This is a genomic window from Lutibacter sp. HS1-25 (genome assembly GCF_004121075.1).
Taxonomy (GTDB): domain Bacteria; phylum Bacteroidota; class Bacteroidia; order Flavobacteriales; family Flavobacteriaceae; genus Lutibacter.
Genome location: NZ_RHLN01000005.1, coordinates 68,302 through 81,240, shown reverse-complemented (window position 1 = coordinate 81,240; position 12,939 = coordinate 68,302). Strand labels below are relative to the sequence as shown.

Below are 12,939 nucleotides of genomic sequence, written 5' to 3'. Positions count from 1 at the left end.
TTTCTTCGTTTCTTTATAAAGGATTTTAATTATTCCTTTAATATAATGTCTGGCATCATATCATAGTAATTTTTTACTGCTTTCATACGCATTTCTTCTAAAAGCAATTCTTTGTTGTTGTAATTTAAATTATACTGCTGAATATCATTGGCTACATAGGTATAATTTGTTGTATTAGACGCTTCTTTTACATCATTATTTGTTTTTACATCAGCTTTATTATCAGTAGATTCAAATGGAGAATGTTTATCTAGATCACTATAATTTTTATGTGGAGGATTGTCTAAACTTGCAGCAAACAAGCTTGAAGTTCCTATTGCGATGGCTATTGCCATAAATACTAATTTTTTCATAACTAAAGTGTTTAAATTCTATGATATAAAGATACAACGTGTTTTAAGGTTTATCAACTACATTATAATGTAGGTTTTAGGTAGGTTTATAAGAATTATCAGTTTATTTAATTCAAAATACCTTAAACCAAACCGATTTAAGGTATTTTAAATAATTTAAAATTTATTGCTTGTTAATACGTAAAGGCAATGTAAATACCCTGTTTGCTTCTCCAGGAGTTTGAATCATCTTATGATTCATAGTTTTTGCAATATAGTTTCTAATTTCTCTATCATTAGAATCGATATTCAATATAATAATATCACCTTCAGAACTAAATGTAAAGGTAATATCTACTACCGTTTCTTGATCTAGTTTAAAGTCTGGTTCACTAAATAAATCTGTTACTTGTACTCCAATTAGTTTTGCTGGAATGTCTGGAACAACTGGTGTTGCAAATAAACTTGTTGTTGCTACCAATGCTACTGCGAATAATAATACTTTTAAATTTTTCATGATATTTAATTTTTTTTGGTTAAACTTTTTTGATTTTATATTTACGTTTTATACAGCTGTAATTCAATGTTTTATTTATTGTAAAATTAGGTTACAAATACACTTATTGCAACTACATCTAAATGTAGTTTTGGCTACTAGTACTGTATTTTGATACTATTTATTAAAAAATTACACTACCTTTCATAGACTTTTAATAATTAATAAAGCTTAATACAATACTTTATGAGGCTTATAAAAACTATTTATTTATATGTTATTGTTTTTGGTTTTTTGTGCCATTTAAACGCGCAAGAGTTCAATGCGATAGAAAATGTAACTTTTGACACTAAGTTGCAAAATCACAACATAACCAGTATTGAGCAAGATGGAAATGGTTTTTTATGGATTGGAACAAATTTTGGACTTTACAGATATGACGGATATCATTTTATATCATACAATATCTACACAAAACCTTCATTGTCAAACAACAATATAAGAACCTTAAAAATTGTTGACAATGAATTATGGGTTGGTACAAAAGGAGGAATTACAATTATAAATACCAACACTAAAAATGCCATTAATTATAAAAAAGACACTGTTAACCCCCAAAGCATTGCGAATAACTATGTTACTAAAATTTTTAAAGGCAATCAAAATTCGTTATGGATTGGCTATGCTACAAATAAATTTAGCAAATATTTAGGCAACCATAAATTTCAAAACTTTAAAATAAACAATGTTAGCAAATTATGTCAAGTAAATGATATTATTGAAGTTTCTGAAGATAATTTGATATTAGATATTATTGATGGAAATCCTCAGGTAAAAAAAATAATATCAATTCAAATAATTGGAAATCAAACAATACAAAAAGAAATTTATACAGAAGATGTTAATTCTACTGTGATTTTTAAGTCGGGATCCAACATTTATTCATTATTAAAATCAAAACTTTATGTATATGATGCTGCTACAAAAAACTTCAAATACCATTCAACTTTTGATAAAAACATTTCAAGCTATAGCGGATTGGCACTGTCCGATAATTTGTCGAATATTTTTATAGGTACTAATTTAAGTAGTTTTTATAATTTTAATTTAAATGATAAAAATACTATTTCTGAAACGTTTGTTGGAAAAGACAATACATTGGTAAATGTTTTTTTTATAGACAAAACCGGATTGTTATGGGTTGCAACTACCGATGGTTTGTATAAATTAAAAAAGAAACACCTTTTATTTGATCACTATTTATATAAAAAAAACGGTTTGCATACAGTAAAAATGAGATCCATAATTCAAGATTTTTCAGGTTCAATTTATGCAGTAGGAAACGATAGTTTATACCACTACAATCCAATTAAAAAACAATTTGAAAATAAAAAATGGATAAACAAAATAAAAACAACCCCTTATGCTTTATTGGCCTACGACGAAAATAATTTTTTAGTAGGGACACAAGGCAATGGGCTTGGCATTTACAATAAAAAAACAAATATTTACGATTCTTTTTACCAAGCTAATAAATTACTACCGCCAAACACGCATGTTTTAAAAATTTACAAAGATTTAACCAATGTATTGTGGTTAGGTACTGCAAACGGACTCTATTATTTTAATAAAGCAACTGATAAAATGTATGTAGTTTTAGGAGATGAGAATGGAATAAGCTATTTAAAAAACGACATAATTTATGATATTGTACCTTTTAAAAACGATCAACTATGGATAGGCTCTAGTTCTGGATTGTATCATATTCAAATCAATTACAATGTAAATCCTATAAGTGTTAAAGTTTCTAAAATCCAAAATATTCTACACGAAATCCGTTCAATTTTAACCGTTAAAAACACCTTATGGCTTGCCACTCAGTCAAATGGGGTTTTTAAATACAAAATAGATACAAAAGAAATTGATAAAATAACTGAAGAAGATGGCTTGGTTAACAATACCGTTTATTCAGTGCTTCCAGGTGCTAAAAACGAACTTTGGTTTGGTACTTTAAAAGGCTTATCAAGATATGATACTGTTAACAAACAAATTCTTAATTTTTTTGAATATGATGGTTTGGCTGGCAACGAGTTCAATACATCGTCACAATTGAAAACTAAAAATGGCATCCTTTTTTTTGGTGGTCAAAATGGCATATCAAGTATTGATCCTAAAACTATTGAAATTAAAAAAACAAATTTCAAACTCAATATCACAAATATAAGCTGGTACAATTCAGATAAAGATTCAACTTATTTTGCTAATATCGATAACAACAATTTAACTACGCTAGAACTCCCAAATAGCAATGCTTTTGTAAATTTCGAATTTTCTTTAAGTGATTATTTTAAACCACAAAACAATACATTTAAATACCGTTTAATTGGTTTGCATGATGATTGGCGTATGTTTAATAAAACCAATATTTTATCTTATACAAATCTACCTCCAGGCGATTATACTTTAGAAGTAATGGCGGCAACAAATTATTGCTTATGGAACGAACAAATAATTTCACTACCCATTATTGTAAATCAAATATTTTATAAAAAATGGTGGTTTTTAATGTCTTTAGCGGTTTTATTGTTGTTATTTTTATTTTTATTTAGAAAATATGAACTCTATCATTTAAAAGAATTAGAAAAGCTACGGTTTAGAATTTCAAGAGATTTACATGATGAATTAGGTAGTACTTTAACGGGTATTGCAATTCGTTCAGAAATAATAAAAGAAAAACTTGACAGCAAAGAAAAAGATGATTTTTTAAGTGATATAGCTAAGCAAAGTAGAGAAGCTGTTGACACTTTAAGTGATGTTGTTTGGGCAATAGACTCTAGAAACAATGCACTTGTTAATTTAACAGACCGTATGCAGGATGTGCTTTTTTTACTGCTCTCTCCACTTAACATTACATTTTCTTTTAAAACTGTTGATAGTCAAAATTCAATTTACTTAAACCAAGATTACAGACGTCATGTTTTTTTAATTTTTAAAGAAGCTATAACAAACATTATCAAACATTCAAATGCAACGCATGTAAATGTTACTATTAAAAAAGACAAATATTTTTTAATTTTAACCATTCACGACAATGGAACAAAAGTGATTGAGTCTAATGTAACTTTAAATGGAAACGGTATTAAAAACATGAAATCTAGAGCTGAAAAAATCAAAGGAATATTAAACTTTAGCAAAAAAAAAGGTTTTACTGTTGAATTGATGTTTGACTACCTTTATTAAAATTACACATTAACATGTAGTTTTTAGTAACTATATTATATGTATATTTATAAAATCCCCTTTAATTGAAATAAAATAAAATGAAAATTCTGAATATTGCAATCGTTGAAGATAACAGGGTAATTAGGGAAGGGATTGAACAGTACTTTAGTGAAGATCCTTTATTTACCTGTAAAATTGCTGTAGATTCGGTAGAAGAATTTCTAAAAAACGTAAAGGATTGTCCAGATTTAGATGTTGTTTTGTTAGATATTAATTTACCCGGTATGAGCGGTATTGAAGGTATTCACCATATAAAACATCAGTTTCCAAATGTTTCAATAATTATGCTAACCATTTATAAAGATGAAAAACATGTTTTTGAAGCTTTAAAAGCAGGTTCTGATGGTTATTTATTAAAAAACACACCATTAAAATCTATTAAGCAGGGTGTTCAACAAATTTTAGAAGAAGGAGCTCCAATCTCACCGGTAATTGCTAAAATGGTCATCAGCTTTTTTAATCCTCAAAATAAACACAAGGTTGATGGTTTTGAACTTTTATCGTCACGTGAAATAGAAGTTTTACATGCTTTATCCGAAGGTTTACCATTTAAAAATATTGCCGATAAATTATTTATAACCATAGACACGGTGCGATTTCACGCAAAAAATATTTACAAAAAACTTCAAGTAAATAGTAAGTTAGATGCTGTTAAAAAGTACTTAAACAGGTAGTTGTATATTAATAAAGGTTTAAAAAATACTTGAATTAAAAGCAACAATTATTAAAACTGAATACAATCACTGTAAACTTCATAAATCTCTTTTTTCAAAACAGGATGGTGATAAATTATAAGATGCTTACATTTGTCTGCTCAAAATAATTTATGAACAATTCCAACAAGTTTTCGTTTGTCAATCCAGTTAAATTTCCATTTTTTTACGGTTATGTAATTCTATTTATTGGTACAATAGGTGTTTTTGCAAGTGTACCGGGGCAAACAGTGGGTGTTTCTGTATTTACAGATCCTTTAAAAGATGCTTTAGAACTTACCAGAAATCAATTTAGCAATGCGTATATGATTGGTACTTTTATTAGTGCATTTTTTGTAGGAAAAGCAGGTGTTTTGTTCGATAAATTTGGAGCTCGTTACGTTGCTTTTTTTGCCACTGTTATTTTAGGAATTGCATTGTTGGTATGTTCAGTTTCTGTACAAATAAGTGAAACAATTCAGCAACTATTAAATATAAATTCTTGGATTGTTCCTTTTGTTGTAATCACAATTTTGTTTTTCTTTATGAGATTAAGTGGTCAGGGTATTTTAACAATGGCTTCTCGTAATATGATTATGATGTGGTTTAACGCCAATCGTGGTAAGGTTAATTCTGTAAGCAGCATTGCTATTTCCTTAGGTTTTTCTAGTGCGCCTTTATTTTTAAATGGCTTGATAGACAATAATGGTTGGCAACAAAGTTGGCAATTGATAGCTTTGAGTTTATTTATTTTTAGCTTTTTTATTTTACAGTTTTACAGAAACAAACCCGAAGATTTTAATTTAAATCCAGATGGTGCTCTAAAAATTATTAAAAAAACAAAAACGCCAATTGTTGAGCATAATTTAACTTTAGATGAAGCTAAAAAAACAAGGGCATTTTGGATGTTTGGCCTCATATTGGCTTTCAATAGTTTTTTTATTACGGGTTTTACTTTTCATGTTGTTTCAATATTTGCAAGTCAAGATTATTCAAAAACCCAAGCTATTGCCATCTTTTTACCCATATCAATCATTGCAGTTACGGTTTCAACAATCTGTAATATCATGAGTGATTACGTACAGCATAAAATATATTTATTTATCATGCTTTTTAGCGGTTTAATAGCTTCAATTGGTTTGATATTTTTAGATTCTACCTTTGGTATTTACTTGTTAATAGGCGGTTTAGGTATATTGGGTGGGTTATTTGGAGTTATCAATGCTGTAACCTGGCCACGTTATTACGGCAGAAAATATTTAGGAGCAATTTCAGGAAAAGTGATGAGTTTTTTAGTGTTTGCAAGCGCTGTCGCTCCAAGTTTGTTTAGTTATTGCTTTACAAATTTGGGTTCGTATAGTTATATTGGCTATCTAAATTTGGTGTTTTTAACCTTTTTAATAATAGGTTCTGTAAAAGTTGAAAGACCGCATAAATAGGGCTTTTAAAACAATTTTATAGCAATCGCTAAAAAAGAACCTATCTTTGCCGAAATTTATTTTATGTCAAAACAGTTTTCCGAGTTAGGAATTATAGCACCACTTCAAAAAAGTTTAGCCGATTTAAATATTTCTAAACCAACTGAAATTCAAGAAAAAGCAATCCCAATTTTATTAAATCAGCAAGAAGATTTTGTTGGTTTGGCAAAAACAGGAACAGGAAAAACAGCTGCTTTCGGCTTGCCTTTATTGCAATTAATTAATGTTGAAAACACCGCTATTCAAGCTGTAATTATTGCACCTACAAGAGAACTCGGACAACAAATTTACAATAGCTTGGTATCTTTTTCGACCAATTTACCGGCTATTTCTATTGCTTCAATTTGCGGTGGAATTCCAATTAAACCTCAAATTGAAAGCTTAAAAAACAACACACATATTGTTGTTGCAACACCTGGTCGTTTGATTGATTTGATTAAAAGAGGTGCTATCAATATTAAAAACGCGCAGTATTTGGTATTAGATGAGGCTGACGAAATGGTGACTTCATTAAAAGAAGGCTTGGATGAAATTTTAAAAGAATTACCTAAAAAAAGAAGAACTTTTTTGTTTACGGCAACAATGCCCGGAACCATTAAACAACTGATACAGAATTACATGTCTAAACATGTTATTGAAGTAAGTGTTGATATGAAAACTACTGGTCATCAAGGTATTGACCATCAATATGTTGTTGTTGATCCTATTGAAAAATTAGACGTTTTAATGCATTTTTTAAATTCAAAAGAAGGCGAAAGAGGTATTATTTTTTGTAAAACAAAAGCGGCAGTTAATAAATTAGCTAAAAACCTAGCCATTAATAAATTTTCGTCAGGCGCTATTCACGGTAGTTTAACACAACCTATTCGTGATCGTATTATGGGACAATTTAGAGAAGGTCATATTAAGATTTTAATCGCAACCGATTTGGCTTCTCGTGGTATTGATGTAAAAGACATTGCTTATGTGGTGAATTATCATTTGCCTGATGTGCCCGAAACATATGTACATAGAAGTGGAAGAACTGCAAGGGCAGGTGCAAACGGACTTTCATTAACGGTTTTGCAACCTGAAGAAGTTGCAGATTTGGCTGAATTTGAAACTGAATTGGGTATTGTTTTTTCAAAATTCAAAAAAGCTGATGCGCAAAGTATTGAAGAAAACAATGCTTTATTATGGGCTAAAAAAATATTTAAAACAAAACCAAATCACGAAGTTTCTGAGGAATTTAAAAATAAAATCAGAACTGTTTTTCATCATTTAACAAAGGAAGAGTTGATTGAGAAAATTTTGGCAAACCATCTTTCTCAAAATAACAATACAACTACTAAAGAAGTGGTTGTTAAAAAACGTAAAAAGTAAGCTGTAAATATGGCAAACAATATAAAAACACAACAGGATATTCTTGAAAAATTGAATATTTTTGAGTTGAATGAAATGCAAAAAGAAGCAATTCCTGTAATTGAAAATAATACAAACACTGTCGTGCTTTCACCTACAGGAACTGGTAAAACCTTGGCTTTTTTATTGCCGATAATTGAAAATTTAGATCCGGAAAGTAGTGAAATTCAGGCTTTAATTTTAGTACCTTCAAGAGAGTTAGCCATTCAAATAGAGCAAGTTATACGCAGTATGGGCTCTGGCTATAAGGTAAATGCAGTTTATGGTGGTAGATCTATGGCAAAGGATAAAATTGAGTTAAAACACATTCCTGCCATATTGATTGGAACACCAGGTAGAATTTCAGATCATTTTTTAAATGAACGTTTTTCGAAAAAATTTATAAAAACACTGGTTTTAGATGAATTTGACAAATGTTTGGAAATTGGTTTTGAAAATGAAATGAAAGAGATTGTTGGTTATATGTCAAACATCAATAAACGCATCTTGACTTCAGCAACAAAAGGCGTGAAAATCCCTAGTTTTGTTCGACTTGATAAGCCTGTTATTATTGATTATTTAAAAGAAAAAACCGCTTCAAAATTAAGTGTAAAAACAATTGTTTCGACTTCAAAAAACAAATTAAGTGCGCTTTTAGATGTAATTAATAACAATACAAGTCAGCCAGGTATTATTTTTTGTAATTTAAAAGACAGTGTTGAAATTGTAGGTGATTTTTTAACCAAAAATAAGATTAGTTTTGGATGTTTTACTGGCGGAATGGATCAAAAAGACCGAGAACGCTCTTTGATAAAATTTAGAAATGGTACTTATCAAGTAATTGTTGCAACCGATTTAGCTGCAAGAGGCATTGATATCCCTGAGGTTAAATACATTGTGCATTACGAATTGCCTATGAATGGCGATGATTTTATACATAGAAACGGTCGAACTGCAAGGGTTTCTGAAACTGGAACAGCATATATTTTAAAATGGGACAAAGAAAATTTACCAGATTTTATCAATAATAGTCAGATTGAAAAATTAGCTTCAAAAAGAGTAAATAACACACCTTATTGGGAAACTTTATTTATTTCTGGCGGAAGAAAAGATAAAATTTCAAAAGGAGATATTGCCGGAATGTTTTTAAAACAAGGAAATATTTTAAACGAACAATTGGGTGTTATTGAGTTGAAACAAGATTGTACATTTGTTGCTGTACCTGTTTCAATTGCCGATGAACTTGTTGAAAAATTGAACAATACTAAATTAAAAAAGAAAAAGGTTCGTGTTTTTATTGTTTAATAGCGTGCTCATATTGAGTTAAATATCACTCAAATAATATATTATTTTACAAGAGCTCATTTATTTTTTAAATGGGCTTTTTTTATTTCTCATTCAATAACGTAAATTTGAATCAAAATTAACTTTAATCGTAAAATTAAATATTGCATTATGGAATCATTGAAAGGAAAAAAAGCATTAATAACAGGTGCTGGAAAAGGAATTGGAAAAGCACTGGCTTTGGCATTTGCAAAAGAAGGTATTGATGTTGCTTTATTGTCACGTACAACCTCTGATTTAGAAAAAGTTGCAGAAGAAGTTCGTGCTTTTGGTGTCGAAGCTTATGTTGTAGCTGCAGATGTTGCTAGTTTAGACTCTGTTAACAACGCTGCAGCCAACGTTTTAAAATCGTTTGGGCAAATAGATATATTAATTAACAACGCTGGAATTGGAAAATTTGGCAATTTTATGGCTTTAGAGCCTGCTGAATTTGAGCAAATTATACAAATCAATTTAATGGGAGTTTATTATGTAACTCGCGCATTTTTACCACAAATGATTGAAAGAAAAGTAGGCGATATTATCAACATTTCTTCAACAGCTGGCTTAAACGGAAATGCAATGACAAGTGCTTATAGTGCTTCAAAATTTGGACTGATTGGTATGACAGACTCATTGATGAAAGAAGTTAGAAAACACAATATTAGAGTCAGTTGCCTAACACCAAGTACCGTTGCAACTGATATGGCATTGGATTTAAAATTAACCGATGGCAATCCAGAAAAAGTAATGCAACCTGAAGATATTGCTGAATTATTGGTGTCGCAATTAAAATTAAACCGTAGGGTAGTAGTGGTAAATTCTAGTGTTTGGAGTACAAATCCTTAATAGTTTAATGGTTGAAAAGTTGAAAGGTGTAATGGTTAAATGGTTTTCTCTTTAAACTTTTGAAAACTTTGTAAACTCTGTGGGTTATTTGAGGGTTGGAAGGGTTAATGGTTTAAAAGTTGAATGGTGTAATGGTTTTCTCCTTTAACTTATTGAACTCTGTTGGTTATTTGAGGGTTGGAAGGTTTAAAAGTTGAAAAGTTTAATGGTTTAAAAGTTGAAAGGTGGAATGGTTTTCTCTTTAAGCTTTTGAAAACTTAGTGAACTCTGTGGTTTATTTAAGTGTTAATGGTTTAAAAGTTGAAAGGTGTAATGGTTGAATGGTTTTCTCTTTAAACTTTTGAAAACTTTGTAAACTCTGTGGTTTATTTAAGGGTTAATGGTTGAAAGGTTTAAAAGTTGAAGTATCAAAACTTCTAATATCTAACTTCTATTATCTAACTTCAAATATCTATCTTTGCAAAATGGTGCTTCAATAATTTGATGCACCTTTTTTTATGATGGAGAAAGAAAAAACAAGCTTAGAAAACGGAATTACTTCCGAAGAAATAGCAAAATGTATTGCTGTTTTGTCTCAATTGGTAAATAATACCAGTCAGATTTTTGATATTAAAAAAGAACAAAGAACGGAATTGATTAAAGTTGCGGGAATGTTTTCAAGACCCAATCGTGACGAATTTTCACGCAGAAAAAAAGATGGTAAAAAAGCAGCAAAACGCAAGCTAGAAGCCAAAGATAAAACGGCACGTAAAGAAACAGGTATTAGAAGCGCCAGAGAATCGGTTGTTTTTACCGCACCTAAATTATTAGCTGCTAGTGAATTGCATTTAAAAAAAACCATAGAGCTTGAAACACCTAAAAACTGTTATGTCTGCAAAACGGAGTTTACCAAAATGCACCATTTTTACGATACCATGTGTACAGATTGTGGCGATTTTAATTACGCAAAACGTTTTCAAACTGCCAATGTAAAAGGGCAAATTGCGGTAATTACAGGTTCTCGGTTAAAAATTGGTTATCATATAACTTTGATGCTGTTAAGAGGTGGCGCTACGGTTATTGCAACTACGCGTTTTCCTGTAGATTCGGCTTTGCGTTTTTCAAAAGAGCCTGATTTTATGGAGTGGGGTCATCGTTTAAAAGTTCACGGACTTGATTTGCGTCATATTCCTAGTGTTGAGATTTTTTGCAATTTTATAGAGCAAAAATACGAACGATTGGATATATTAATCAACAATGCCGCACAAACCGTACGAAGACCTTCGGGGTTTTATCAGCATTTGATGGAAAATGAAGAAAAACAATTTGAGGCACTTCCTGCAAAAGCACAAGAACTTTTAACCGACCATCAAAATTGTTTGCAGGAACTAAAAATATTAACATCAGGAGCTTCTTCCAATCAAAATATGCCAGTAACTTGGCACGGACCTGAACCAGGAATCGGGTTGAGTTCATCGGCTAAATTATCTCAAATTCCTTATAGTTTTGACAAAGCTTTGGTTTCAAAAGAAGTTTTTCCTGAAGGTGAGTTAGATGCAGATTTACAGCAAGTTGATTTAAGAAAAGTCAACAGTTGGCGTTTAAAATTGGGTGAAATTGAAACTACTGAAATGATTGAAGTTCAGTTGGTTAATTCTGTTGCGCCATTTGTTTTATGTAACCGTCTTTCAGAAGTCATGAAAAAAGACCATACAGGAATGAAACACATTATCAATGTTTCGGCAATGGAAGGTAAGTTTTACAAAAATTTTAAAGAAGACCGCCATCCGCATACCAATATGGCAAAGGCAGCTTTAAATATGTTAACACATACTGCGGCAGGAACTTTGGCAAAAGATGGTATTTTTATGAATGCCGTTGATACAGGTTGGGTAACAGATGAAGATCCGGCAGAATTGTCTAAAAAGAAACAAGAATTGTTTGATTTTCAGCCACCATTAGATATTGTTGATGGCGCTGCAAGGGTAGTTGATCCTTTGTTTGATGGAATTAACACTGGGAAACATTGGTGTGGTAAATTTTTAAAAGACTATAAACCAATTGCTTGGTAAATTAATAATTAATATTGAAAAATGAATAATGTACAATTATGATTATTATATTTTTAAACAATTAACCTTTTAAGCTATAATAAACCACAGACATTTACACCGTTAAACCATTCAACCTTCTAACCAAATAAAATAAATTCATTATTTTTGCAATCAAAATAAACGTATATGCCTAATAAAACCTATAAAATTGCTGTACTTCAATTAAATTTGAATGATGTAGCTGAAAACAATTTAAAAAAATGTATCAAATGGGTAAAAGATGCTGCACAACAAGGTGCAGAAGTTATTTCGTTACCAGAATTGTACAGTAGCCATTATTTTTGTCAGAGTGAAGACACAGCAAATTTTGCGATTGCTGAAGAATTGTACAGCACTTCATTTATTGCATTTAGTGCTTTGGCAAAAGAATTAGGTGTGGTAATTATTGTTCCTTTCTTTGAAAAAAGAATGGCTGGAATTTACCATAACAGTGCATATATTATTGATACTGATGGAACAGAAGCTGGTTTATACCGTAAAATGCACATTCCAGATGATCCACATTTTTACGAAAAATTTTATTTTACACCTGGTGATATTGGTTTTAAAACATTTCCTACTAAAAAAGGAAAAATTGGTACACTTATTTGTTGGGATCAATGGTATCCAGAAGCTGCACGTTTAACCGCTTTACAAGGTGCAGAAGTGTTGTTTTACCCAACAGCAATTGGTTGGCATCCTTTAGAAAAGGAGGAATATGGCGAAAATCAACACGGTGCTTGGATGAATGTTATGAAAGGTCATGCTGTTGCAAATGGCGTTTATGTTGCTGCTGCAAATAGAGTAGGTTTGGAAAAATACATTCCGGGAACAGAAGGTATTCAGTTTTGGGGATCTTCATTTATTGCAGGACCTCAAGGTGAAATTTTAGCACAAGCATCACATGATAAAGAAGAAATTTTAATTGCTGAAGTTGATTTGGATTTACAAGAAAATGTTCGTCAGAATTGGCCATTTTTTAGAGACAGACGCATTGACGCATTTGGTGATATTACAAAAAGAGCGATAGATTAA

Annotated in this window: 10 protein-coding genes; 8 read left to right on the top strand and 2 right to left on the bottom strand. The window is 30.6% G+C overall.

Annotated elements, in window-relative coordinates; all coding sequences use genetic code 11:
• Positions 1-29: 29 nt before the first annotated feature.
• Positions 30-353, bottom strand: a complete 324-nt coding sequence (locus EC396_RS03630; protein WP_129365346.1) for a hypothetical protein — start codon at positions 351-353, stop codon at positions 30-32.
• A gap of 163 nt (positions 354-516) precedes the next feature.
• A complete protein-coding gene (locus EC396_RS03625; protein ID WP_129365345.1) occupies positions 517-849 on the bottom strand; it encodes a hypothetical protein in 333 nt (110 codons plus the stop codon).
• A 225-nt stretch (positions 850-1,074) separates the two neighbouring features.
• On the opposite strand from EC396_RS03625, the gene EC396_RS03620 reads away from it, so the two are divergent.
• The 8 genes from EC396_RS03620 to EC396_RS03585 all read left to right on the top strand — a co-directional run bounded on the left by EC396_RS03620 (position 1,075) and on the right by EC396_RS03585 (position 12,939).
• Entirely contained in the window at positions 1,075-4,068 is a 2,994-nt protein-coding gene (locus EC396_RS03620; protein ID WP_129365344.1) for a two-component regulator propeller domain-containing protein, read from the top strand.
• Between the two features lie 80 nt (positions 4,069-4,148).
• The gene (locus EC396_RS03615; protein WP_129365343.1) at positions 4,149-4,784 is read left to right on the top strand and encodes a response regulator transcription factor; all 636 of its coding nucleotides are present in this window, start codon (positions 4,149-4,151) and stop codon (positions 4,782-4,784) included.
• Between the two features lie 152 nt (positions 4,785-4,936).
• The gene (locus EC396_RS03610; protein ID WP_129365342.1) at positions 4,937-6,241 is read left to right on the top strand and encodes a nitrate/nitrite transporter; all 1,305 of its coding nucleotides are present in this window, start codon (positions 4,937-4,939) and stop codon (positions 6,239-6,241) included.
• Between the two features lie 63 nt (positions 6,242-6,304).
• Positions 6,305-7,642 (top strand): DEAD/DEAH box helicase, encoded by a 1,338-nt coding sequence (locus EC396_RS03605; RefSeq protein WP_129365341.1) that lies wholly within the window; start codon positions 6,305-6,307, stop codon positions 7,640-7,642.
• 9 nt (positions 7,643-7,651) lie between these two features.
• On the top strand, positions 7,652-8,965 hold the full coding sequence (locus tag EC396_RS03600) for a DEAD/DEAH box helicase (RefSeq protein ID WP_129365340.1): 1,314 nt from the start codon (positions 7,652-7,654) through the stop codon (positions 8,963-8,965).
• A gap of 150 nt (positions 8,966-9,115) precedes the next feature.
• Positions 9,116-9,832 (top strand): 3-ketoacyl-ACP reductase, encoded by a 717-nt coding sequence (locus EC396_RS03595; RefSeq protein WP_129365339.1) that lies wholly within the window; start codon positions 9,116-9,118, stop codon positions 9,830-9,832.
• A gap of 500 nt (positions 9,833-10,332) precedes the next feature.
• The gene (locus tag EC396_RS03590; RefSeq protein WP_129365338.1) at positions 10,333-11,883 is read left to right on the top strand and encodes an SDR family NAD(P)-dependent oxidoreductase; all 1,551 of its coding nucleotides are present in this window, start codon (positions 10,333-10,335) and stop codon (positions 11,881-11,883) included.
• Positions 11,884-12,051: 168 nt separating this feature from the next.
• Positions 12,052-12,939 (top strand): carbon-nitrogen hydrolase, encoded by an 888-nt coding sequence (locus tag EC396_RS03585; protein ID WP_129365337.1) that lies wholly within the window; start codon positions 12,052-12,054, stop codon positions 12,937-12,939.